This is a genomic window from Staphylococcus sp. FSL W8-0305, assembly GCF_037966415.1.
GTDB classification, from domain to species: domain Bacteria; phylum Bacillota; class Bacilli; order Staphylococcales; family Staphylococcaceae; genus Staphylococcus; species Staphylococcus aureus.
In genome coordinates this window covers 104,300-128,406 of sequence record NZ_CP150198.1, presented here as the reverse complement: position 1 = coordinate 128,406, position 24,107 = coordinate 104,300, and the positions used below count along the sequence as shown (strand labels likewise).

The following is a 24,107-nucleotide window of genomic DNA, read 5'->3' as shown; positions in this document are numbered from 1 at the left end:
CATTTTTATAATGAAAATGAGTAAATTTTAATTCAATCCTGGAAAATCTTGTTGACGTAACGCTTCATAAATTAATAACGCAGCAGTATTTGATAAATTTAATGAACGAATATGTTCACTCATAGGAATTCTTAACGCTGTGTCTTGATATTTCTCTTTCACCCAGTCTGGTAATCCTGTCGTTTCTTTTCCAAAAATGAAGTAAAAATCTTTGTCATGATTTGAAAAATCAAAATCACTATAAGTCTTTTTACCAAATTTTGTTAATAAGTAATACTCGCCATTTGTGGCTTCAAAAAATGCTTCAATACTATCATGATACGTAATATTCACAAATTCCCAATAATCTAAACCGGCTCTTTTTAACATTTTATCATCAGTTCTAAATCCAAGAGGTTTAATTAAATGTAAATGTGTGTTTGTACCTGCACACGTACGTGCAATGTTACCAGTATTAGCTGGGATTTCTGGTTGATATAAAACGATATGATTTGTCATATTACTATTCTCTCCTTGTGTCCAATCCTTTTATCATTTCATTCTGAACTTCTGCATCCTCTTGATCGTAATTTGCATTGATAAAATCTCTTGCTTCTTCCCCAAGAATTTGACCAATAGCCCAATAAGCAGTTGCTCGAATCATCGGTCTTTCATCTGTTGTTGCAACTTTTTTCAATTCTGGAATTGCATCCACTTCATTAAAATGCGCCAATGCTAAAATAGCATTTCGTTGTATCGGTTTTTTACCACGCCAAGCACCTGCAAGGTGACCATATGTTTGTTTGAATTCTTTATTAGACATACGTAGTAAAGGTACTAATCTTGGCTTTAAAATTTCTGGTTCCAAAATGATGTCATCTTGTTCGGTATTAATACCTCTATTTTTCGGGCAAACTTGTTGACACGTATCGCAACCATATAATCTATTCCCAATTTTATAACGATATTGGTCAGGCATATAGCCTTTTGTTTGCGTTAAAAAACTAATGCATTTCTGACTATTTAATTGGCCATTTCCAACTAATGCACTTGTTGGACAACGATCAACACAAATTGTACAATCACCACAGCTATCTAATAATGGATCATCAGGTTCAAAAGGTATACTGACTAACATTTCACCGAGGTATGTCCATGTTCCTAGTTTAGGATTGATGACAAAGCCATTACGACCAACAAATCCTAAACCTGCACGTTCTGCTACTGCCCTATCTGATAATACACCCGTATCTACCATAGATTTGATTTCAACATCTGGAACTTTAGATTCAATAAATGCAGCTAACATATCTAACCGTTTACGCATAATTGTATGATAATCTTGACCCCACGATGCTCTAGCAAATAAGCCTCTGCGATCACCTCTAACACTCTTAGGTGCACCTTTCAGTTTGTTAGGATAACCAACTGCAATTGCTATGATTGACCTTGCTGTTGGTAAGGATAATTTAGGCTCCGTTCGTAAAGCAATATCAGATTCTTCAAATCCTGAGGCATAACCATTTGCATGATATGCTTCTAGCTTTTGCTTCAATTCATCAAAGGGATCGGCAGTAGTAAATCCAATACTGTCGATACCAATTGTATATGCATAGTCAATGATATCTTGCTTTAACTGCTTTGTATCCAATCGTATGCCCCCCATAAAATAATACTATGTTATTTTAACACAACCATTATTCATATTGAGGTTTCATTTCACATAATTTTAATAATAAAAAGCTTGAATATATGATATAACTTTGTGGTGCGCATCATATATTCAAGCTACGTTAGGTTGTTATAATACTCTTGCTAAGAAATTTTGTGTTCTTTCATGTTGCGGTTGTTCAAATATTTCGACTGGTGTGCCTGACTCGACGACAACGCCATCTGCCATAAATATGACTTTGTCACTTACATCTTTGGCAAATCCCATTTCATGTGTCACAACCACCATGGTCATACCTTCTTTAGCTAGGTCTTTCATTACTTTTAATACATCACCAACTACCTCAGGATCTAATGCTGAAGTTGGTTCATCGAATAAAATAACATCTGGATGCATTGCTAAAGCTCTTGCAATTGCTACCCTTTGTTTTTGACCACCTGATAATTGATTCGGATATACATCTGCTTTTTCTTTTAATCCCACTTTATCTAATAACGACAATGCTTCCTTATGTAATTCATCGTTATTATCTTTCTTTAATAATTTAGGAGCTAAAATAATATTATCGACAACTTTTTTATGTGGAAATAGGTTGAAGTTTTGAAATACCATACCCATTTTTTGGCGTAGTTTATCTACTTGTGTCCCTTTTTCCGTTAAATCATTGCCTTCAAAAATCACTTGACCTTTAGTGGGTACTTCTAATAAATTCATACATCTTAACAATGTACTTTTACCACTACCAGATGGACCTATTATTGCTACTACTTCCCCTTGATTGATTTCAAGATTGATATCTTTTAAAACTTCATTATCTCCAAAAACTTTATTAAGATTGTTTATTTTAATCACTGGCATTCAATCTCCCTTCAATCATGTTCATAATGCGTGTAAGTACAAATGTTAAGACAAAGTATAATGCTGCTGCCACTAGTAATGGTGTGAATGGGTCAAATGAAATACCTTGAACCACTTGTGCATTAAACATAATTTCGCCAACTCCAATTGTTGACACAATAGATGATTCTTTAATTAAAGTGACAAATTCATTACCTAAAGCTGGTAAAATGTTTTTAATTGCTTGTGGCATAATTACACTTTTCATCGTTTGTCTATAATTCAAACCTAGACTACGTGCGGCTTCCATTTGGCCTTTATCAACAGCATTTATACCTGCACGAATAATTTCAGCAATGTAAGCTGAGGAATTAATAACTAATGCAATTGTTCCACAAACAAGAGCTGAAATGTCTAGTCCTAATGCAGCCGTTATACCAAAGAATACGATAAATACTTGAACTAACATTGGTGTTCCTCTTAATATTTCGATATAGATAGAGGCAATCCATGAAATAATTTTTATTTTACTTAATTTCATTAACGCAACGAATGCACCTAAAATAGAACCTAATGCTACACCGATAAGTGAAATTAATATTGTAATCTTAATTCCTTTCAAGAAAAAACTACCATACTTAGAAATAAAACCACTGTCATCATTCATCGCATTTGCAGCATTAGTCATATATTTATCGATTAATCCTTTATCTTTAACCTCTTTAATCGTTTTATTAATTTGTGACAATAATTTTGGTGAATCTTTTGGTACTGCTATCACTGTATCTTTTTCTTCTTCATTAAATTTCACATTGGAAATTCCTAATTTAGGATTTTGTTTTAAATATGCTTCTGCTACAGGTTTTTCAACTACAACACCTTCAACCTTTCCACTTTTCAGAGCTAATATAACGTCTGGTAAACGGCTTAATGAAGTAATAGATGCATTTTCAATTTCGGTTTGAGCGATTTTTTCTTGTTCAGTTCCCTTTTGTGCCCCTACTTTTTTATTATTAAAGTCTTTGATATCTTTATAATCATTAACTTTATCTTTCTTTACAAGCATGATATTTTTAGTCATCATATATGAATCTGAAAAATCAACTTGCTTCTTACGTTCAGGCGTTGAAGTCATTCCGGAAATAATAATATCAATTTTTCCAGTTTTAAGAGCTCCTAACAAACTATCAAATGACATATTGACGATTTTTAATTTTAAATTATTATCTTTCGCAATTTTTTTAGCTAAATCAATATCTACACCTGCATACTCAGTCTTACCATTAACTGTATGCTCAAATTCCATTGGTGCATAATCTGCAGAAAGACCCACTCTAAGTTCACCGCGTTCTTTAATCTTCTCCCATTTTTGATCTTGTTCAGCATATGCTGCGGGATTGATATACACCATAGCACTGCTAATTAACAACCCTAATACTAATATAAACCTAATTAAACACTTCATTTATACAGCCCTCCCTAATTAATATTCATAATTATACATATTAATACATTTTGATGCAATAGTGTTTTATAAATGTATTTTTATCAATATAAAGAAAAGCTTCTTTTTAAAAGACTTTACTTAAAAAATCGTCTATTATACGCGAACAATTCTTAAATTTTAAAATCAATCAAAAAAAGCGCTACTATCAATATCTTATTGACAGTAACGCCTATATTTATCATATATTAAAAATTATTCTTGTCATCAAGCTATAAATTATTGTTTTGGAACTTCAAATTTATAAATATCATTAGAATATATAGGAATGAATTTTTTACACAATTCATGAACAATAAACGCCGATACAAATGGTATGACAAAATAACCAAGAGCTAATAAAATAATATTCATTGTTGGATCACCTGACATTCGGTTAAATGCATTTATTGGGCCAACTAATCCTGTATATCCAAATCCAGCAGACAATGGTGTTCCTTTAACCTGAAGAACGTAAGCAATGATTCCAGTAATTATTCCATTTATAGTCAATGGTATCGAAATAATTAAATTTTTCAAGTAAACTGGGATCATCATTTTTGCAGCTCCTATGAGTAAAACTGCATTTACGCCAATAGAATTGACACGCAATGAGCCGAATAAGAAAGTAACACAAGCAGCCACTATACCTAGGTTTGCTGCTCCACTTCCTAGCCCGTTTAAACTAATCGCAGTTGCAATCGCTACTAACGATATTGGTGTTACCATTAATAATGAAAATGCCACACTAATAAGTATAGACATTAACAACGGATTTAAGTCTGTAAAAGAATGAATTACATTTCCAATTGCTTGAGTAATTTTTCGAATGTAAGGTAATGTGATTAGACCGATACCCCCACTAACGATAGGTACTAAAACTGGTAATATAATTAATTCAAAAGATCCAAGCTTGTTTTGTAATACCATATATATAAGACATGCAATAATAACAACCAAACTTGTATTTATAATGTCACCTATACCTTTTAACATAAAACTATTATTGCTATATACAACAGCACCTGAACCAATCATAGCTGATGTACCTACTATAGCAGCACCTGCGCCATTAAATTTAAATTGATGAGCAGCTAAAACCCCAATAATAAATGCCATAAATGATTGAATTAGTATCACTAACTGATACGTTAATTCTAAAATTTCATTACCACTTTTAAATATTTTTAATACTTCACCTAATAAAGCATTCGGAACAAGTGCAATAACAACACCAGCACCAATAGAATTTAAAATCTTACTGAAAAACTGTTTATTATCAGCATTCTTTGCGTTACTCATAAACGACCTCCAATTTGAACATTAAACTCATCATATTATAGAAAATTAACTTTAACAATGATTAGTTGGCTAATTTAATCTAAATATAACAATTCACAAAAGGAATAAAGTAAATTGGAACAATCTAATCAGTAAACAATGTTATGTTAATTTTAAAATACTACTAATTACATCTTGTGACTAATAATGTAATAAATTGTAAATATTAAAATAGCCATATTACTATTAAGATAGATAAATTGAATCGACTTGGTATAAAGCACAATAAAATAGCACTTTTACAAATATTTTATTAGAAAAGTTAAAACAAATACATACCCCAGATAATATAGTCATTATCATTAATGTAATACCAAAAAAAGAAGTTAAACAATGTATAGTTGCTTAACTTCCTATATTAAACTCATCATTACAATTTGACATAGAGCCTATTAAAGCGTGTGCCATTTGAGTGCCACTTTATTTGTATTGTATAGAGAGAAATAAAAAGAAACCTTGTTTTACAAGGTTTCTAGTACGTTATGTTATGTAAATAACAGTTAATTATACCGGTGGTCGGGGTCGAACCGACACTCCACAAGTGGAACGGGATTTTGAGTCCCGCGCGTCTGCCAATTCCGCCACACCGGCTTAATGGTAAACAAAAAACTTCCCTTTGGAAGCAATTATGGAGCGGAAGATAGGATTTACACCTATACCTCATTCCAGGAAGGAATGTATTCTAAGAGTTGAAATACTCCCGCATTATTATTAAATTATGGAGCGGAAGATAGGATTTGCACCTATACCTCGTTCCGGGAAGGAACGTGTTCTAAAAGTTGAACTACTCCCGCATAAACCTGGAGGCGGCAACCGGATTTGAACCGGTGATAAAGGTTTTGCAGACCTCTGCCTTACCACTTGGCTATGCCGCCAATAACTGGGCTAGCTGGATTCGAACCAACGAGTGACGGAGTCAAAGTCCGTTGCCTTACCGCTTGGCTATAGCCCATTAATAATAAGGGCGGCTGAAGGGGATCGAACCCTCGAATGTCGGAACCACAATCCGATGTGTTAACCACTTCACCACAGCCGCCATGGCAGGGGCAGTAGGAATCGAACCCACACCAAAGGTTTTGGAGACCTCTATTCTACCGTTGAACTATGCCCCTATTAAAAATAATAAATGGAGGGGGGCAGATTCGAACTGCCGAACCCGAAGGAGCGGATTTACAGTCCGCCGCGTTTAGCCACTTCGCTACCCCTCCATAAATGGTGCCGGCCAGAGGACTTGAACCCCCAACCTACTGATTACAAGTCAGTTGCTCTACCAATTGAGCTAGGCCGGCTAAGAAATGGTTCAGGACAGAGTCGAACTGCCGACACATGGAGCTTCAATCCATTGCTCTACCAACTGAGCTACTGAACCATAATAAAAATGTAATGATGGCGGTCTCGACGGGAATCGAACCCGCGATCTCCTGCGTGACAGGCAGGCGTGTTAACCGCTACACTACGAGACCTATAAAATATTGCGGGAGGCGGATTTGAACCACCGACCTTCGGGTTATGAGCCCGACGAGCTACCGAACTGCTCCATCCCGCGATAATAAAAAATAATGGCGGAGGAAGAGGGATTCGAACCCCCGCGGCCCGTTAAGGCCCTGTCGGTTTTCAAGACCGATCCCTTCAGCCGGACTTGGGTATTCCTCCATTATTATAGGTAAATCGCTATTAATTATAAAATTAAATGGCGGTCTCGACGGGAATCGAACCCGCGATCTCCTGCGTGACAGGCAGGCGTGTTAACCGCTACACTACGAGACCATTAGTAAAACGGAGGAAGAGGGATTCGAACCCCCGCGAGCCGTTAAGCCCCTGTCGGTTTTCAAGACCGATCCCTTCAGCCGGACTTGGGTATTCCTCCAAAATTATATGGACCTTGCAGGACTCGAACCTGCGACCGAACGGTTATGAGCCGTTAGCTCTAACCAACTGAGCTAAAGGTCCTAAATATAATTTTACAACTAATAAATAGTGGCGGTGGAGGGGATCGAACCCCCGACCTCACGGGTATGAACCGTACGCTCTAGCCAGCTGAGCTACACCGCCTTATATAGTTTGTAAATAATATGGTGGAGACTAGCGGGATCGAACCGCTGACCTCCTGCGTGCAAAGCAGGCGCTCTCCCAGCTGAGCTAAGCCCCCATAATAATTACAGTATATCGGGAAGACAGGATTCGAACCTGCGACCCCTTGGTCCCAAACCAAGTGCTCTACCAAGCTGAGCTACTTCCCGTATAATTAACGCGCCCGATAGGAGTCGAACCCATAACCTCTTGATCCGTAGTCAAACGCTCTATCCAATTGAGCTACGGGCGCATATATTTTTATTGAAAATGGTGCCGAGGACCGGAATCGAACCGGTACGGTGATCACTCACCGCAGGATTTTAAGTCCTGTGCGTCTGCCAGTTCCGCCACCCCGGCACTATAAAAATGGAGCAGAAGACGGGATTCGAACCCGCGACCCCAACCTTGGCAAGGTTGTATTCTACCGCTGAACTACTTCTGCATATGCGGGTGAAGGGAGTCGAACCCCCACGCCGTAAGGCGCTAGATCCTAAGTCTAGTGCGTCTGCCAATTCCGCCACACCCGCAAATGGTGAGCCATAGAGGATTCGAACCTCTGACCCTCTGATTAAAAGTCAGATGCTCTACCAACTGAGCTAATGGCTCTTCCATGGTGCCGGCCAGAGGACTTGAACCCCCAACCTACTGATTACAAGTCAGTTGCTCTACCAATTGAGCTAGGCCGGCAATATGTAAGAATAAATGGTGGAGAATGACGGGTTCGAACCGCCGACCCTCTGCTTGTAAGGCAGATGCTCTCCCAGCTGAGCTAATTCTCCGATTTAAAACTGCCTGGCAACGTTCTACTCTAGCGGAACGTAAGTTCGACTACCATCGACGCTAAGGAGCTTAACTTCTGTGTTCGGCATGGGAACAGGTGTGACCTCCTTGCTATAGTCACCAGACATATGAATGTAGATTATACATTCAAAACTAGATAGTAAGTAAAAGTGATTTTGCTTCGCAAAACATTTATTTTGATTAAGTCTTCGATCGATTAGTATTCGTCAGCTCCACATGTCACCATGCTTCCACCTCGAACCTATTAACCTCATCATCTTTGAGGGATCTTATAACCGAAGTTGGGAAATCTCATCTTGAGGGGGGCTTCATGCTTAGATGCTTTCAGCACTTATCCCGTCCACACATAGCTACCCAGCTATGCCGTTGGCACGACAACTGGTACACCAGAGGTATGTCCATCCCGGTCCTCTCGTACTAAGGACAGCTCCTCTCAAATTTCCTACGCCCACGACGGATAGGGACCGAACTGTCTCACGACGTTCTGAACCCAGCTCGCGTACCGCTTTAATGGGCGAACAGCCCAACCCTTGGGACCGACTACAGCCCCAGGATGCGATGAGCCGACATCGAGGTGCCAAACCTCCCCGTCGATGTGAACTCTTGGGGGAGATAAGCCTGTTATCCCCGGGGTAGCTTTTATCCGTTGAGCGATGGCCCTTCCATGCGGAACCACCGGATCACTAAGTCCGTCTTTCGACCCTGCTCGACTTGTAGGTCTCGCAGTCAAGCTCCCTTATGCCTTTACACTCTATGAATGATTTCCAACCATTCTGAGGGAACCTTTGAGCGCCTCCGTTACCTTTTAGGAGGCGACCGCCCCAGTCAAACTGCCCGCCTGACACTGTCTCCCACCACGATAAGTGGTGCGGGTTAGAAAGCCAACACAGCTAGGGTAGTATCCCACCAGCGCCTCCACGTAAGCTAGCGCTCACGTTTCAAAGGCTCCTACCTATCCTGTACAAGCTGTGCCGAATTTCAATATCAGGCTACAGTAAAGCTCCACGGGGTCTTTCCGTCCTGTCGCGGGTAACCTGCATCTTCACAGGTACTATGATTTCACCGAGTCTCTCGTTGAGACAGTGCCCAAATCGTTACGCCTTTCGTGCGGGTCGGAACTTACCCGACAAGGAATTTCGCTACCTTAGGACCGTTATAGTTACGGCCGCCGTTTACTGGGGCTTCGATTCGTAGCTTCGCAGAAGCTAACCACTCCTCTTAACCTTCCAGCACCGGGCAGGCGTCAGCCCCTATACATCACCTTACGGTTTAGCAGAGACCTGTGTTTTTGATAAACAGTCGCTTGGGCCTATTCACTGCGGCTCTTCTGGGCGTTAACCCTAAAGAGCACCCCTTCTCCCGAAGTTACGGGGTCATTTTGCCGAGTTCCTTAACGAGAGTTCGCTCGCTCACCTTAGAATTCTCATCTTGACTACCTGTGTCGGTTTGCGGTACGGGCACCTATTTTCTATCTAGAGGCTTTTCTCGGCAGTGTGAAATCAACGACTCGAAGACACAATGTCTTCTCCCCATCACAGCTCAGCCTTAATGAGTACCGGATTTGCCTAATACTCAGCCTTACTGCTTAGACGTGCAATCCAATCGCACGCTTCGCCTATCCTACTGCGTCCCCCCATCGATTAAAACGATTATAGGTGGTACAGGAATATCAACCTGTTATCCATCGCCTACGCCTGTCGGCCTCAGCTTAGGACCCGACTAACCCAGAGCGGACGAGCCTTCCTCTGGAAACCTTAGTCAATCGGTGGACGGGATTCTCACCCGTCTTTCGCTACTCACACCGGCATTCTCACTTCTAAGCGCTCCACATGTCCTTACGATCATGCTTCAACGCCCTTAGAACGCTCTCCTACCATTGTCCAAAGGACAATCCACAGCTTCGGTAATATGTTTAGCCCCGGTACATTTTCGGCGCAGTGTCACTCGACTAGTGAGCTATTACGCACTCTTTAAATGATGGCTGCTTCTAAGCCAACATCCTAGTTGTCTGGGCAACGCCACATCCTTTTCCACTTAACATATATTTTGGGACCTTAGCTGGTGGTCTGGGCTGTTTCCCTTTCGAACACGGACCTTATCACCCATGTTCTGACTCCCAAGTTAAATTAATTGGCATTCGGAGTTTGTCTGAATTCGGTAACCCGAGAGGGGCCCCTCGTCCAAACAGTGCTCTACCTCCAATAATCATCACTTGAGGCTAGCCCTAAAGCTATTTCGGAGAGAACCAGCTATCTCCAGGTTCGATTGGAATTTCTCCGCTACCCTCAGTTCATCCGCTCACTTTTCAACGTAAGTCGGTTCGGTCCTCCATTCAGTGTTACCTGAACTTCAACCTGACCAAGGGTAGATCACCTGGTTTCGGGTCTACGACCAAATACTAAACGCCCTATTCAGACTCGCTTTCGCTACGGCTCCACATTTACTGCTTAACCTTGCATCAAATCGTAACTCGCCGGTTCATTCTACAAAAGGCACGCCATCACCCATTAACGGGCTCTGACTACTTGTAAGCACACGGTTTCAGGTTCTATTTCACTCCCCTTCCGGGGTGCTTTTCACCTTTCCCTCACGGTACTGGTTCACTATCGGTCACTAGAGAGTATTTAGCCTTAGGAGATGGTCCTCCCAGATTCCGACGGAATTTCACGTGCTCCGTCGTACTCAGGATCCACTCAAGAGAGACAACATTTTCGACTACAGGATTATTACCTTCTTTGATTCATCTTTCCAGATGATTCGTCTAATGTCGTCCTTTGTAACTCCGTATAGAGTGTCCTACAACCCCAACAAGCAAGCTTGTTGGTTTGGGCTCTTCCCGTTTCGCTCGCCGCTACTAAGGGAATCGAATTTTCTTTCTCTTCCTCCGGGTACTAAGATGTTTCAGTTCTCCGGGTGTGCCTTCTGATATGCTATGTATTCACATATCGATAACATGACATAACTCATGCTGGGTTTCCCCATTCGGAAATCTCTGGATCAAAGCTTACTTACAGCTCCCCAAAGCATATCGTCGTTAGTAACGTCCTTCATCGGCTTCTAGTGCCAAGGCATCCACCGTGCGCCCTTAATAACTTAATCTATGTTTCCACCATTTTTATAAGTCAAACGTTAACATGAAGTTACGTTCTTTTATAAAAAGATTTAAACGCGTTATTAATCTTGTGAGTGTTCTTTCGAACACTAGCGATTATTTCTTATGAATTCAAGCTTATTTAAAACTCTTTATTCACTCGGTTTTGCTTGGTAAAATCTATATTTTACTTACTTATCTAGTTTTCAATGTACAAATAATGGTGGAGACTAGCGGGATCGAACCGCTGACCTCCTGCGTGCAAAGCAGGCGCTCTCCCAGCTGAGCTAAGCCCCCAAATAGGTATTAAATTAATGGTGGGCCTAAGTGGACTCGAACCACCGACCTCACGCTTATCAGGCGTGCGCTCTAACCAGCTGAGCTATAGGCCCATTAATTTGAATGAACAAACATTCAAAACTGAATACAATATGTCACGTTATTCCGCATCTTCTGAAGAAGATGTTCCGAATATATCCTTAGAAAGGAGGTGATCCAGCCGCACCTTCCGATACGGCTACCTTGTTACGACTTCACCCCAATCATTTGTCCCACCTTCGACGGCTAGCTCCTAAAAGGTTACTCCACCGGCTTCGGGTGTTACAAACTCTCGTGGTGTGACGGGCGGTGTGTACAAGACCCGGGAACGTATTCACCGTAGCATGCTGATCTACGATTACTAGCGATTCCAGCTTCATGTAGTCGAGTTGCAGACTACAATCCGAACTGAGAACAACTTTATGGGATTTGCTTGACCTCGCGGTTTCGCTGCCCTTTGTATTGTCCATTGTAGCACGTGTGTAGCCCAAATCATAAGGGGCATGATGATTTGACGTCATCCCCACCTTCCTCCGGTTTGTCACCGGCAGTCAACTTAGAGTGCCCAACTTAATGATGGCAACTAAGCTTAAGGGTTGCGCTCGTTGCGGGACTTAACCCAACATCTCACGACACGAGCTGACGACAACCATGCACCACCTGTCACTTTGTCCCCCGAAGGGGAAGGCTCTATCTCTAGAGTTGTCAAAGGATGTCAAGATTTGGTAAGGTTCTTCGCGTTGCTTCGAATTAAACCACATGCTCCACCGCTTGTGCGGGTCCCCGTCAATTCCTTTGAGTTTCAACCTTGCGGTCGTACTCCCCAGGCGGAGTGCTTAATGCGTTAGCTGCAGCACTAAGGGGCGGAAACCCCCTAACACTTAGCACTCATCGTTTACGGCGTGGACTACCAGGGTATCTAATCCTGTTTGATCCCCACGCTTTCGCACATCAGCGTCAGTTACAGACCAGAAAGTCGCCTTCGCCACTGGTGTTCCTCCATATCTCTGCGCATTTCACCGCTACACATGGAATTCCACTTTCCTCTTCTGCACTCAAGTTTTCCAGTTTCCAATGACCCTCCACGGTTGAGCCGTGGGCTTTCACATCAGACTTAAAAAACCGCCTACGCGCGCTTTACGCCCAATAATTCCGGATAACGCTTGCCACCTACGTATTACCGCGGCTGCTGGCACGTAGTTAGCCGTGGCTTTCTGATTAGGTACCGTCAAGATGTGCACAGTTACTTACACATATGTTCTTCCCTAATAACAGAGTTTTACGATCCGAAGACCTTCATCACTCACGCGGCGTTGCTCCGTCAGGCTTTCGCCCATTGCGGAAGATTCCCTACTGCTGCCTCCCGTAGGAGTCTGGACCGTGTCTCAGTTCCAGTGTGGCCGATCACCCTCTCAGGTCGGCTATGCATCGTTGCCTTGGTAAGCCGTTACCTTACCAACTAGCTAATGCAGCGCGGATCCATCTATAAGTGACAGCAAGACCGTCTTTCACTTTTGAACCATGCGGTTCAAAATATTATCCGGTATTAGCTCCGGTTTCCCGAAGTTATCCCAGTCTTATAGGTAGGTTATCCACGTGTTACTCACCCGTCCGCCGCTAACATCAGAGAAGCAAGCTTCTCGTCCGTTCGCTCGACTTGCATGTATTAGGCACGCCGCCAGCGTTCATCCTGAGCCAGGATCAAACTCTCCATAAAAATTATGATGTTTGATTAGCTCATAAATACTAAATAATGTTTGTAACTAATAGTTACGTTTTTGGAATTAACGTTGACATATTGTCATTCAGTTTTCAATGTTCGTTTGTCACTTACAAGATTTAATTATAACGCGTAAGTTTTTGTAAGTCAAGAATTATTTTTAATTATTTTATTTCTAAAAAATAAATTTCCTAACTCAATTAATTCAACAAATATTATTTTATTATGTATTTGTTCGAATTTCAATAGTCAAATTTACACTTTATTAATATTTTAAATCAACAACTTAAAACATTTGTTTTTTAAATATTAGTGCCGTTTGACGACTTTTATATAATATCAAGTTATTCTAGTAGAGTCAACATAAAACAACACTTATTTTTGTTTAAAAATTACTGTTGAAGGGATTATTTTCTATTCGTAAGTACTATATGTATTTAAAGTGTAATTCCTTACGCTTTTTACTTCAGTTTTACAAACATACTTATCCTCACTTTATGGATAGTTATTTAGTAAACCTTCGTTTGAATATTTTTATGTTTATTTATAAAGGATACTAGTTATTAGTTAATACCACTTCCGTAGTAAGAATGTTCTTTTCTTCTATTTAAATATTTTTCAGAATAAGCATAAAAAAGAATGAGCATAAAAAAGAAGTTAAACAACTTTCATGTCGTTTAACTTCTTAAATATTACGCTTACTTATATGAAGTAAGCTAACGCCTTTTTAATTTGTCATACTACCAAAGTTAAATTATTTATCTTGGCATTCTTTACAAACTCCATAAATTTCCATTCGATGATGTGTTACGTCAAAGTCAGTCATATGCTGAGCTAATCTTTCAATTTCATTTAACTGTGGATATTGAAAATCAACAATCTTACCACATTGTTCACATATAATATGATAATGATTATGTGTATTAAAGTCGAATCGACTTGATGAGTCTCCATATGTTAATTCTTTTACAATTCCAATATCTTTAAACACTCTTAAGTTATTATATATTGTCGCAACACTTATATTTGGAAAATCAGGTGAAAGTGCTTGATAAATTTCATCAGCTGTTGGATGAGTATGTGAAGAAATTAAATAACGTAATATTGCTTGTCTTTGAGGTGTAATTCTTACGCCTGCTTGTCGCAATGATGCAATTGATTCTTCTAGTTCATGTTCAATTGATTCTATTTCAACACTCATCTATATCACCATCTTTCTTATATAATAATTATTATTACTTACTATAAATATAACTGTAGTATTGCGCGCGTGTCAATATTTACATGATGATTTCATTTAATAGCCTTTTTTAGCATCAACTTCATTCTCAATTAGACCATTCTTATTGAGAAAATTAACTAGATTGTTTTTAAAAATATCTAATAAGTCATACTTTGCTTCATAATCATTACCAGTTATATGCGCTGTTATAGTTACATTATCCAATTCATATAATTCATGATTAGGTTTCAAAGGTTCATTTTCAAACACATCTAAATATGCATGTCGAATAACTCTACTTTTTAATACTTCTATTAAGAGCGCTTCTTTAACTATGCTACCTCGTCCTATATTTATAAAAAGTGCTTCATCTTTCATTAATTCAAAATGTTTTTTCTTTAGTAAATGAATCGTTTCTTGCGTTTCTGGTAAAGCATTTATAACAATGTCAGCATTTGGTAATGTGCTTTCAAGTGATTCGATAGTATATATCTCATCAAACTCATCTTTGTTCTGACCTGACTTGCTCAGACCAATTAAATTCATATTAAAAGCCTTTGCTAACTTCGCAGTTCTAGTAGCAATTGCACCTGTACCTAAAAATAAAACTGTTTGTCCTGATAGGCGTTTACCAGTTATTTTCGAATCATATATATGTTGTCGTTGGTTATCATATGATAGTTTCATCTTTTTATAATCATCTAAAATGAAAGCCAAAATGTATTCAGATAATTGTTTAGCTTGAACACCTTTTCCATTAGTTAAAAGTATGCCGTGATCTGCAATATAATCTAACGGTAATGTATTTACACCCGTTGCAAACCATGCGATCCATTTTAAATTTGGACAACGTCGTAAAAATGCCTCATTGATACCGCCATCATAACCAACTAATATATCTAAATTAGCCAAGTCGCTCTCAGGTATTTCTGATGCTTTTTTATAAAATTTAAAATCTACATCTGAAAAGCGTTGTTGTAATTCAGTTTCAACTTCACGCATACGATTCAACCCAACAACTTTCATATATGTCACCCCAAAATGTTTTTAAGTTCTTCTATTTGTGTTTTAACTTTAACCTTCTCGATAACATCTAATACTTTACCTTGTTCATCTATTATAAAAGTCGTTCTTACAATGCCCATACTTTCTTTGCCAAATGATTTTTTTAACTGATATACGCCAGTTTCTTTAGCTAATTTAAAATCTTCATCTACTAATAAATCGAAATTCAATCCGTATTTTTCAATAAAATTTTGGTGTTTTTTCTTTGAATCACCGCTTATACCATATACTGCAACATCTAAATCATTGAACATTTCTAAATTGTCTCTAAAGTCACAAGCTTCTGTGGTGCAAGTAGGTGTATTATCTCTAGGATAAAAATATACAATCGCCTTTTTACCTTTTAATGTATCATTTGTAATGACAGTTCCGTCCTGATTTTCTAATTTAAATATTGGAAATTGTTCTCCTTTTTGCAACATATAATCACCTTTTTCTTCATTATAATAATTTTATGATACGATATTAGATGAAAATATTAAATTAAAAGAGGTTGATATAAATGAATTTTAGTGAAAGTGAACGTTTACAACAACTTTCAAACGAATATATTCTAGGCGGTGTCAATTCCCCTTCTCGTTCTTATAAAGCTGTAGGAGGCGGTGCACCTGTTGTTATGAAAGAAGGACACGGTGCATATTTATATGATGTCGATGGCAATAAATTTATTGATTATCTTCAAGCATACGGTCCAATTATTACGGGGCATGCACATCCTCATATTACTAAAGCAATTCAAGAACAAGCTGCTAAAGGTGTTTTATTTGGTACACCGACTGAACTAGAAATTGAATTCAGCAAAAAATTACGTGATGCAATTCCATCTCTTGAGAAAATTCGCTTTGTAAATTCTGGAACAGAAGCAGTCATGACAACAATTCGTGTTGCACGTGCATATACTAAAAGAAATAAAATTATAAAATTTGCTGGATCTTATCATGGCCATTCTGATTTAGTATTGGTTGCAGCAGGTAGCGGCCCATCTCAACTCGGTTCTCCAGATTCAGCTGGTGTTCCAGAAAGCGTAGCACGTGAAGTCATTACTGTTCCTTTCAATGATATTAACGCATATAAAGAAGCAATTGAATTTTGGGGTGATGAAATTGCCGCAGTATTAGTAGAACCAATTGTTGGTAACTTTGGAATGGTAATGCCTCAACCTGGATTTTTAGAAGAGGTTAATGAAATTTCACATAGCAACGGGACACTAGTGATTTATGATGAAGTAATTACTGCATTCCGTTTCCATTACGGTGCCGCTCAAGATTTATTAGGTGTTATCCCTGATTTAACTGCATTTGGTAAAATTGTTGGCGGTGGTTTACCAATTGGAGGCTATGGTGGACGTCAAGATATTATGGAACAAGTAGCACCTCTAGGACCTGCATATCAAGCTGGTACAATGGCTGGTAATCCGTTATCTATGAAAGCAGGTATTGCATTACTCGAAGTACTAGAACAAGACGGTGTTTATGAAAAATTAGACAGCTTAGGCCAACAACTAGAAGAAGGTTTACTTAAATTAATCGAAAAACATAATATCACAGCTACAATTAATCGTATTTACGGATCTTTAACATTGTACTTTACAGATGAAAAAGTCACACATTATGATCAAGTTGAACATTCTGACGGCGAAGCGTTCGGTAAATTTTTCAAATTGATGTTAAATCAAGGTATCAATTTAGCACCTTCTAAGTTTGAAGCTTGGTTCTTAACAACTGAACATACAGAAGAAGATATTAAACAAACTTTAAAAGCTGCAGACTATGCTTTTAGTCAAATGAAATAACTTTTAAGGAAATATATTTTAAATTGAATTAAAATAAAACAAATGCTCACATAGTAGATTCATTTTATATCGTTAACTATTAACGTTTAAATTGATATGTCCCTATGTGAGTTTTTATTTTACAAATTTATACTATTTTAATCTCTGACTAAAGTTTTACATCGCTATCAGTATTATGTATGATTTATTTTAACAACTATAAATAAGCTTGAATTTTGTAACTAGTAAGTGTATAACAGTAATGAATACGAATGTTAGATATTCAATAAACTTAAAAGGGGCGTCATTATTTTTGAGACTAGGAGCTCGGATTTTCAAAACTGGTATAGCCATTATTTTAGCTATGTCTATCGCTTCTTTACTACCGGATGATGTTGGTCTGAAAGCCTTAGCTGGTGTCAGTGCTGTTGTTGCAATGCAACCTAGTATTTATCGTTCATTTAAAACAGTTTCTGATCAAGCATTGGGTAACATTATAGGTGCCATACTATCTGTTACAATGGTAACAATTTTTAGTGATAATTTTATCATTATGGGTGTTACCGTCATAGTACTTATTGCTATTTTATTTAAATTTAATTTAGCACATGTTGCTACTTTGGCGAGTGTAACAGCATTAATCATTATGGGACAACATACCGGTTCTTTCTATATTACTGCCTTTTACAGGTTTGTACTTGTAATGATTGGTGTCATAAGTTCATCTCTAGTTAACTTTGTGTTTCTACCACCTAAATTTGAAACAAAAATTTACTATAATTCATTAAATATATCCTCAGATATTTTTATGTGGTTTAAATTAGTATTAAATGATACGACGGAGTTTAATAATATTAAACAAGATAGTCATAATTTAAAACAACGTGTCGAAAAGTTAGAGAAAATTTATGATTACTATAGCGAAGAACGTCCTATTACAAAAAAACATATTCACCAACAGAATAGAAAGAAAATACTTTTCAGAGAAGTAGTTCAGACGACTAGACAAGCTTATGAAGTATTAAACAAATTGTCGCGTTATCAAAACGACTTATATTTACTTAATAACAATTTCCTATTACAAATCAAATTAGATTTAGATTCATTAACTGCTTTTCATGAGCAAATTTTAGCTAGCCTTTCTAAAAAAGCACGTTATAATGTGACACATGTTGATTATGAGTTAGATAATCCGCAGAAAAAAGATTTATTGTCTACATTTCAGCATGAGTTAATAAATCACCCTTATCAAACGGAATATTCGTTTGCCAATGTTATGCAAATTGTTGCAGCCATCGAAGAGTATCGACACCATTTAGAGCATTTAGACCGCATAAGAATTAGCTTTTTCACATATCATAGATCTGATGCAGACATTGAAATTGTTGAAGAAGACTTTGATTTATAACATTAAAACAATTCCTGTAATTAATACCACAATGAGATAAAGTAATATTGAATCTCGAAATTAAATTTAAAAAAGCAGTAAGATTATTTTCAATGAAGAAAATCTCTTACTGCTTTTTCTATGTTATGACCTCACCATCCTGTTACAAATCTTCCCTACAAAATTGTACTGAAGTCAAACAACTAATACTTTATAAATTTTGAATGCTATATAAATGCTCGTAAGCACCTTGTTTTGCAATCAATTCACGATGCGTACCTGTTTCAACAATATGTCCATTTTCAATTACGACAATTTTGTCAGCATGTGTAATAGTGGACAAGCGATGCGCTACGATAAGTGTCGTTCGATCTTTACTCAACACATCTAATGCTTCTTGAATAATGGATTCACTTTCTAAATCAAGTGCACTTGTTGCTTCATCCAGGATAAGAATTGGCGGATTATTTAAAAATATTCTAGCAATCGATAATCTTTGTTTTTGACCACCTGATAATTTAACACCTCGTTCACCTACTTCAGTGTCATATCCCTGTGGCAAGTTCATGATAAAGTCATGTGCATTAGCCATTTTCGCCGCTTCAACTACTTCTTCATCTGTTGCTGTTGGACGACCAAGTAAAATATTTTCCTTAACTGTATCAGAAAATAAAATATTATCCTGTTGCACCAATCCTATTTGATTTCTTAAACTTCCCGTTAAAAAATCTTTAATGTTGTGACCATCTATTAAAATTTGCCCAGAAGTTACATCGTAAAATCTCGGTATTAAGTTAATTAATGTTGATTTACCACCACCACTCATACCTACGAAAGCAACTGTTTCTCCTTTTTCAATACTCAAATTAATATCTTTTAAAATTGGAGCTTCGTTATCGTTATATTGAAAACTAACATGATCAATATCAATACGACCTTGTTTAATTTCAATAGGTTGAGCACCAACACCATTTTTAATGTCATAATCTTCGTCAATTAATTGGAATACACGGTCCATTGAAGCAAAACTTTGCGTTAAAGTTGTAAATGATGCGACTAAACGACGTAAAGGCCCGAACAATAACTCCAAGTATCCAACAAATGCTGCAAGTGTACCTACTGTGATTGATCCAGAAATAGCAAGATATGCACCAACACCGATGACAATTATTGGTCCAATATCTGTAACTGTATTAATTGCGGCAAAAGAATAGGCATTCCATCTTGTATGTTTCAACGCACGTGTTAAGAAATTAGTGTTCTTTTTATCAAAGTTTTTCGCTTCATTGTCTTCAATCGCAAAACTTTTAACGACTGAAATACCTTGAACACGTTCATGCAAGAATCCTTGAACCTCAGCTAATGCTTGAGATCTTTCACGCGTCAATTTTCTTAATCTTCCAAAGAAAACGTACACCGTTAAAATGTAAAATGGGAAGATAAACAGTGCTGCTAAAGTCAATTTCACATCTAAAAAGAACATTATGGATAGTGCAATAATAATTGTTATACAATCTAACCAAATATTCATTAACCCGGTTAAAATGAAATCTTTTGTTTGTTCAACATCATTAATCACTCTAGATATTACTTGACCTACTTGATTATTAGCATAAAATCTCGCACTTAAAGCTTGTAAATGGTTGTATAACTTTTTACGTATATCATACAATATTTTATTACTTGTGCGCCAAATATTGACGTATAAATTCAATTGGTGGTCTCACTATTACAAAAATAAATAATGCGATACCAATGGCAATAGTTAAATGATGAACTTTTTCATCAGTCGTTAATGCGTGGTTATTAATCACGCCATCTATTGCATATTTAATTAAAAGTGGTATAAGCATTGGTATACCAAACTTAATTATCCCAACAATAATCGTTGCAAAAATACGATATTTGTATGGCTTAACAAATTGCAAATATCGTTTAATCATACAATCCCCCCTAATCTATTGCCCTATCCTATTCATAAGCATAAAAATGAATAGAGGTTGGATACATAATTTGTAGATGTAAATTCTTCTTACAATTTACATTTTTAAAATTAAGATATCTCAACCTCTGTCATATTCATGTGATTAAATACGTTGTCTTATTCGTATGTTATATTCTATTCAATTTAATCTATGGATACTGTGTCCCCACACGACAGCAAAAGTTATCATACTTCTTTACATCACTAAGTCAATATAAATGATTTAATCAGTATTTACACTTTATTTGCTTAATATTGTCTAATTTTTTTGTAACGGTCTTTCCAAACTTTGATAAAATCTGGCGCAAATGGGCCCTTCTTTTGTTCTATCCATTGTTGAAGAATGTCCACGTTGCGTCTTAAAATAATATCAATATCATGCGGATAATTCATTTGATTCATATGTTGCTCATATTCATCTTCATCTAATAAATGATACTTTCCATTTGGATATACTTTAATATCTAAATCATAGTCTATATATTTTAATGCCTCTTCATCACAAACAAATGGCGATGACAAATTGCAATAGTAATAAATTCCATCTTCTCTAAACATGCAGATAACATTAAACCAATATTCTGAGTGAAAGTAAACAATTGCCGGTTCACGTGTTATCCAAGTTCTTCCGTCACTTTCAGTTACTAACGTATGATCATTGCCACCAATGACAACATGATCAGTACCCTTTAATATTGTTGTTTCAGACCAAACGCGATGAATCTTACCATCATGTTTATAACTCTGAATTTTAATGTTTTCCCCTTCTTTAGGTATGGATTCTCTGACCATACTCCACACCACCTTCTGTTAATTTAACCATTATAAATTATAGCATATTTCAGAAATAGTATTATATAAATACATATTTTTACGAAATAAGATTTTACTACTTAATGATTAAACTCGGTAATATTGCTAAGTACTACAACAGAGATTTACATGTCCCATTTAAAGTATATAAAATCATCACTTTTATATATCAACACTTTAACTTTTTGACATTGTTATCCTCTGAGAATTGAAGATAACATTTATACATTTTTAAAATTAATGTCACTATATTTTCCGATAATCTTATCAATCATCGAATGTTACCCATTTATAAATTGATAAATCTTTGACATAGGTACAGGGAATGTATATTGATCTCGATCACTTAAATCAAACCAAATCATGTCATCTGGTAATCTTTCAATGTTAATTGTTCCTGAAACGGCGTATACCTTTATCTTCCATGTTAAATGAGTAAATTGATGCTTCAATTCAAAAATAGGTGTTTCTACTGGTTGAATGTCATGACCGATTTTTTCAGTCATTTCACGTCTAGCATGCTCACTTTTAAACATAGGAAATTGCCACATACCATGCAATAATTTTTCGCTACGCTTTTGCAACAGATATTGACCTTGATTATTTCTAATTAAAAAGACGGATTGCTCAATTACTTTTTTACTTACATTTTTAGATTTAACTGGTAACTTTTCAAATGTACCTTTATCAAATGCCTCACAGTTTTCTTGAACTGGACAAAATAAGCATAATGGATTTTTCGGTGTACAAATTAATGCCCCTAATTCCATCATAGCTTGATTAAACGTTCCAGCTTCTGTAGTAACATACGGTAATAATTCTTGTTCGTACGATTTCCTCGTCGATTGTAATTTAATATCTCGATAGTCATCATTCAATCTAGACCATACCCGAAAAACATTTCCGTCTACAGTTGCTAGTGGTACATTATATGCAATGCTCATTACTGCAGCTTGTGTGTATGGGCCAACACCTTTTAAAGCTTTAAATTGATCAGGATCTTTGGGAACTAAGCCTTCATATTTATCATGAACTTCCTTAATTGCCGTATGAAAATTTCGAGCTCTACTATAATATCCTAAGCCTTCCCAGTACTTTAACACTTCATCTTCCGAAGCTTGACTCAAAACTTCCACAGTTGGAAATCGTTCAACAAAACGATGATAATAGTCAATAACTGTTTTAACTTGTGTCTGTTGTAACATGACTTCACTTAACCAAATATAGTACGGATTGGTCGTTTGTCGCCATGGCATTTCTCTTTGATTTTCATCAAACCAGTGTATCAAATTTTCTTTAAAACTAGACTGCTGATACATTTATAAAACCCTTTCCTCACCAAAATTAATTGTCTTTACTCATAATGTTTTTATTGTACATTAAAATCATGGTTAGTATGTAAGTTAATTTAGTTATTTGCGAAATTGGATTATAATAGTATATATAATATTATGAAATGAGTGAACTGATATGGACACTGCAACACATATCGCAATTGGGGTGGGCCTTACAGCACTTGCAACTCAAGATCCAGCAATGGCTTCTACGTTTGGTGCAACAGCTACAACCCTTATCGTTGGTTCATTAATTCCTGATGGGGATACTGTTCTTAAATTAAAGGACAATGCAACATATATTTCGCATCATAGAGGTATCACGCATTCCATCCCTTTCACAATACTATGGCCAATTTTAATTACATTTTTAATATTCACGTTCTTTAGTGGAACCCACCCATTTCATGTATGGATGTGGGCTCAGCTCGCAGTATTTTTACATGTCTTTGTAGATATATTCAATTCTTATGGTACACAAGCTCTTAGACCTATCACAAACAAATGGATTCAATTAAGTGTGATTAACACATTTGACCCTATTATTTTCACAGTTCTTTGTATTGGTATTGTATTATGGGTTGTAGGCTTGCATCCACTTGCAGTCTTCTTTCCTATAATCGCTTTACTAATCATTTATTACATGATTCGTTTTAAAATGAGAGCCGTAATTAAGCAACAAGCTTTAAAAGCAATTCAACAAGAGCATCACCCTGTTAAAGTATTTGTTGCGCCAACAATAAAATTTATGGAATGGCGTGTCGCGATACAAACTGATGCACATGACTATGTTGGAAAAGCATATGGTAGAAATGTGGTGTTTAGTGATAAAGTTGAACGTCAAAAATTATCAACAGACTCCATTTTATGGAAAGTCAAAGGTAATAAAGATATACGTACTTTTTTAAACTTTTCATCAATCTATCGTTGGCAAACAACAACGTTAGCAGATGGTTCTACTGAAATTCGTTTGATTGATTTGCGTTATTTAAAAAATGATCATTATTCATTTGTGGCAATTGCACACGTAACAAAAGATAATGTCATAGACCACTCTTATATTGGCTGGGTATTTACAGAAGATAAGTTACAACGTAAACTGTATGCTAAATAATTTCAAGTTATTATTCACTAAAGTTAATCTATAAAAAATGAACAACCGGGCAGAATGAAAATCAAAACGATTTTTACTCTGTCCGGTTTTTTAATGTAAAAC

13 protein-coding genes, 27 tRNA genes, 3 rRNA genes and 1 pseudogene are annotated in these 24,107 nt (G+C 36.9%); 3 read left to right on the top strand and 41 right to left on the bottom strand.

Translation table 11 applies throughout. The features are described 5' to 3' along the window. Positions 1-27 precede the first annotated feature (27 nt). The 38 genes from trmL to NST10_RS00610 form a co-directional block, all read right to left on the bottom strand. Complete coding sequence (trmL, locus tag NST10_RS00795) at positions 28-498, bottom strand: tRNA (uridine(34)/cytosine(34)/5-carboxymethylaminomethyluridine(34)-2'-O)-methyltransferase TrmL (RefSeq protein ID WP_000181394.1); 471 nt, start codon at positions 496-498, stop codon at positions 28-30. A gap of 4 nt (positions 499-502) precedes the next feature. Further along, positions 503-1,630 carry a tRNA epoxyqueuosine(34) reductase QueG gene (gene queG, locus NST10_RS00790; protein WP_000379980.1) on the bottom strand — a complete coding sequence of 376 codons (1,128 nt, stop codon included), beginning with the start codon at positions 1,628-1,630 and terminating at the stop codon, positions 503-505. A 150-nt stretch (positions 1,631-1,780) separates the two neighbouring features. After that, positions 1,781-2,503, bottom strand: a complete 723-nt coding sequence (locus tag NST10_RS00785; RefSeq protein ID WP_000590809.1) for an amino acid ABC transporter ATP-binding protein — start codon at positions 2,501-2,503, stop codon at positions 1,781-1,783. Further along, positions 2,496-3,953 carry an ABC transporter permease subunit gene (locus NST10_RS00780; protein WP_000649898.1) on the bottom strand — a complete coding sequence of 486 codons (1,458 nt, stop codon included), beginning with the start codon at positions 3,951-3,953 and terminating at the stop codon, positions 2,496-2,498. Before NST10_RS00780 ends, NST10_RS00785 begins: the two co-directional genes overlap by 8 nt. Positions 3,954-4,211: 258 nt before the next feature. Continuing rightward, entirely contained in the window at positions 4,212-5,273 is a 1,062-nt protein-coding gene (locus NST10_RS00775) for a PTS transporter subunit IIC (protein WP_000063551.1), read from the bottom strand. A 546-nt stretch (positions 5,274-5,819) separates the two neighbouring features. Continuing rightward, a tRNA-Leu gene (locus NST10_RS00770) sits at positions 5,820-5,903 on the bottom strand. A gap of 128 nt (positions 5,904-6,031) precedes the next feature. Next, positions 6,032-6,106 (bottom strand) — tRNA-Gly (locus tag NST10_RS00765). Between the two features lie 7 nt (positions 6,107-6,113). Next, positions 6,114-6,187 (bottom strand) — tRNA-Cys (locus NST10_RS00760). 5 nt (positions 6,188-6,192) lie between these two features. Beyond that, positions 6,193-6,264, bottom strand: a tRNA-Gln gene (locus NST10_RS00755). Positions 6,265-6,275: 11 nt separating this feature from the next. After that, positions 6,276-6,348: transfer RNA gene (locus NST10_RS00750), tRNA-His, on the bottom strand. A gap of 2 nt (positions 6,349-6,350) precedes the next feature. Further along, positions 6,351-6,424 (bottom strand) — tRNA-Trp (locus NST10_RS00745). Positions 6,425-6,439: 15 nt separating this feature from the next. Beyond that, positions 6,440-6,520, bottom strand: a tRNA-Tyr gene (locus tag NST10_RS00740). 5 nt (positions 6,521-6,525) lie between these two features. Continuing rightward, positions 6,526-6,601: transfer RNA gene (locus tag NST10_RS00735), tRNA-Thr, on the bottom strand. A 7-nt stretch (positions 6,602-6,608) separates the two neighbouring features. After that, a tRNA-Phe gene (locus NST10_RS00730) sits at positions 6,609-6,681 on the bottom strand. A gap of 18 nt (positions 6,682-6,699) precedes the next feature. Continuing rightward, positions 6,700-6,775: transfer RNA gene (locus tag NST10_RS00725), tRNA-Asp, on the bottom strand. A 9-nt stretch (positions 6,776-6,784) separates the two neighbouring features. Beyond that, positions 6,785-6,858 (bottom strand) — tRNA-Met (locus NST10_RS00720). A 14-nt stretch (positions 6,859-6,872) separates the two neighbouring features. Next, a tRNA-Ser gene (locus NST10_RS00715) sits at positions 6,873-6,965 on the bottom strand. 38 nt (positions 6,966-7,003) lie between these two features. Further along, positions 7,004-7,079 (bottom strand) — tRNA-Asp (locus NST10_RS00710). A gap of 10 nt (positions 7,080-7,089) precedes the next feature. Continuing rightward, positions 7,090-7,179: transfer RNA gene (locus NST10_RS00705), tRNA-Ser, on the bottom strand. A 9-nt stretch (positions 7,180-7,188) separates the two neighbouring features. Continuing rightward, positions 7,189-7,262, bottom strand: a tRNA-Ile gene (locus tag NST10_RS00700). Positions 7,263-7,290: 28 nt separating this feature from the next. After that, positions 7,291-7,364: transfer RNA gene (locus NST10_RS00695), tRNA-Met, on the bottom strand. Between the two features lie 21 nt (positions 7,365-7,385). Next, positions 7,386-7,461 (bottom strand) — tRNA-Ala (locus tag NST10_RS00690). 17 nt (positions 7,462-7,478) lie between these two features. After that, positions 7,479-7,552: transfer RNA gene (locus NST10_RS00685), tRNA-Pro, on the bottom strand. 9 nt (positions 7,553-7,561) lie between these two features. After that, positions 7,562-7,635: transfer RNA gene (locus NST10_RS00680), tRNA-Arg, on the bottom strand. 18 nt (positions 7,636-7,653) lie between these two features. Continuing rightward, positions 7,654-7,742, bottom strand: a tRNA-Leu gene (locus NST10_RS00675). 10 nt (positions 7,743-7,752) lie between these two features. Beyond that, positions 7,753-7,827 (bottom strand) — tRNA-Gly (locus tag NST10_RS00670). Between the two features lie 3 nt (positions 7,828-7,830). Further along, a tRNA-Leu gene (locus NST10_RS00665) sits at positions 7,831-7,912 on the bottom strand. A gap of 3 nt (positions 7,913-7,915) precedes the next feature. Continuing rightward, a tRNA-Lys gene (locus NST10_RS00660) sits at positions 7,916-7,991 on the bottom strand. 5 nt (positions 7,992-7,996) lie between these two features. Next, positions 7,997-8,072 (bottom strand) — tRNA-Thr (locus NST10_RS00655). 16 nt (positions 8,073-8,088) lie between these two features. Next, positions 8,089-8,164 (bottom strand) — tRNA-Val (locus NST10_RS00650). Positions 8,165-8,175: 11 nt separating this feature from the next. Then, positions 8,176-8,290, bottom strand: a 5S ribosomal RNA gene (rrf, locus tag NST10_RS00645). Between the two features lie 72 nt (positions 8,291-8,362). Further along, a 23S ribosomal RNA gene (locus NST10_RS00640) occupies positions 8,363-11,285 on the bottom strand. A 213-nt stretch (positions 11,286-11,498) separates the two neighbouring features. Then, positions 11,499-11,574, bottom strand: a tRNA-Ala gene (locus NST10_RS00635). A gap of 18 nt (positions 11,575-11,592) precedes the next feature. Further along, a tRNA-Ile gene (locus tag NST10_RS00630) sits at positions 11,593-11,669 on the bottom strand. A gap of 91 nt (positions 11,670-11,760) precedes the next feature. Next, positions 11,761-13,312: ribosomal RNA gene (locus tag NST10_RS00625) — 16S ribosomal RNA — on the bottom strand. The 16S, 23S and 5S rRNA genes sit together here with 27 tRNA genes alongside, the layout of an rRNA operon. A 757-nt stretch (positions 13,313-14,069) precedes the next feature. Continuing rightward, positions 14,070-14,516, bottom strand: a complete 447-nt coding sequence (gene perR / locus NST10_RS00620) for a peroxide-responsive transcriptional repressor PerR (protein ID WP_000110011.1) — start codon at positions 14,514-14,516, stop codon at positions 14,070-14,072. A gap of 96 nt (positions 14,517-14,612) precedes the next feature. Beyond that, positions 14,613-15,563, bottom strand: a complete 951-nt coding sequence (locus tag NST10_RS00615) for a phosphoglycerate dehydrogenase (RefSeq protein ID WP_000869463.1) — start codon at positions 15,561-15,563, stop codon at positions 14,613-14,615. A gap of 5 nt (positions 15,564-15,568) precedes the next feature. After that, positions 15,569-16,024: a peroxiredoxin gene (locus tag NST10_RS00610; RefSeq protein ID WP_000939530.1), complete on the bottom strand. Its 456-nt coding sequence runs from the start codon at positions 16,022-16,024 to the stop codon at positions 15,569-15,571. An 80-nt stretch (positions 16,025-16,104) separates the two neighbouring features. Here NST10_RS00610 and NST10_RS00605 point away from each other — a divergent pair, with 80 nt between their 5' ends. Together NST10_RS00605 and NST10_RS00600 are read left to right on the top strand one after the other, a co-directional pair. Beyond that, positions 16,105-17,394 carry a glutamate-1-semialdehyde 2,1-aminomutase gene (locus tag NST10_RS00605; protein ID WP_001011603.1) on the top strand — a complete coding sequence of 430 codons (1,290 nt, stop codon included), beginning with the start codon at positions 16,105-16,107 and terminating at the stop codon, positions 17,392-17,394. 292 nt (positions 17,395-17,686) lie between these two features. Further along, positions 17,687-18,781, top strand: a complete 1,095-nt coding sequence (locus tag NST10_RS00600) for an aromatic acid exporter family protein (RefSeq protein WP_001236371.1) — start codon at positions 17,687-17,689, stop codon at positions 18,779-18,781. Between the two features lie 190 nt (positions 18,782-18,971). Here NST10_RS00600 and NST10_RS00595 read toward each other — a convergent pair. The 3 genes and pseudogenes from NST10_RS00595 to mutY all read right to left on the bottom strand — a co-directional run bounded on the left by NST10_RS00595 (position 18,972) and on the right by mutY (position 22,876). Next, a pseudogene (locus NST10_RS00595) lies at positions 18,972-20,703 on the bottom strand (SAV1866 family putative multidrug efflux ABC transporter). Positions 20,704-20,993: 290 nt separating this feature from the next. Then, positions 20,994-21,536 carry a DUF402 domain-containing protein gene (locus tag NST10_RS00590; protein ID WP_000251252.1) on the bottom strand — a complete coding sequence of 181 codons (543 nt, stop codon included), beginning with the start codon at positions 21,534-21,536 and terminating at the stop codon, positions 20,994-20,996. Positions 21,537-21,838: 302 nt separating this feature from the next. Further along, complete coding sequence (mutY, locus tag NST10_RS00585) at positions 21,839-22,876, bottom strand: A/G-specific adenine glycosylase (protein ID WP_000284755.1); 1,038 nt, start codon at positions 22,874-22,876, stop codon at positions 21,839-21,841. A 151-nt stretch (positions 22,877-23,027) separates the two neighbouring features. On the opposite strand from mutY, the gene NST10_RS00580 reads away from it, so the two are divergent. Then, a complete protein-coding gene (locus NST10_RS00580; protein WP_000379091.1) occupies positions 23,028-24,005 on the top strand; it encodes a metal-dependent hydrolase in 978 nt (325 codons plus the stop codon). The last annotated feature ends 102 nt before the right edge of the window (positions 24,006-24,107 follow it).

What these genes read in the sequence shown, in the direction of transcription:
- trmL (WP_000181394.1), bottom strand. Translation starts at nt 498, where the DNA reads ATGACAAATCATATCGTTTTATATCAACCAGAAATCCCAGCTAATACT.
- NST10_RS00780 (WP_000649898.1), bottom strand. Translation starts at nt 3,953, where the DNA reads ATGAAGTGTTTAATTAGGTTTATATTAGTATTAGGGTTGTTAATTAGC.
- NST10_RS00775 (WP_000063551.1), bottom strand. Translation starts at nt 5,273, where the DNA reads ATGAGTAACGCAAAGAATGCTGATAATAAACAGTTTTTCAGTAAGATT.
- perR (WP_000110011.1), bottom strand. Translation starts at nt 14,516, where the DNA reads ATGAGTGTTGAAATAGAATCAATTGAACATGAACTAGAAGAATCAATT.
- NST10_RS00615 (WP_000869463.1), bottom strand. Translation starts at nt 15,563, where the DNA reads ATGAAAGTTGTTGGGTTGAATCGTATGCGTGAAGTTGAAACTGAATTA.
- NST10_RS00610 (WP_000939530.1), bottom strand. Translation starts at nt 16,024, where the DNA reads ATGTTGCAAAAAGGAGAACAATTTCCAATATTTAAATTAGAAAATCAG.
- NST10_RS00605 (WP_001011603.1), top strand. Translation starts at nt 16,105, where the DNA reads ATGAATTTTAGTGAAAGTGAACGTTTACAACAACTTTCAAACGAATAT.
- NST10_RS00590 (WP_000251252.1), bottom strand. Translation starts at nt 21,536, where the DNA reads ATGGTCAGAGAATCCATACCTAAAGAAGGGGAAAACATTAAAATTCAG.
- mutY (WP_000284755.1), bottom strand. Translation starts at nt 22,876, where the DNA reads ATGTATCAGCAGTCTAGTTTTAAAGAAAATTTGATACACTGGTTTGAT.
- NST10_RS00580 (WP_000379091.1), top strand. Translation starts at nt 23,028, where the DNA reads ATGGACACTGCAACACATATCGCAATTGGGGTGGGCCTTACAGCACTT.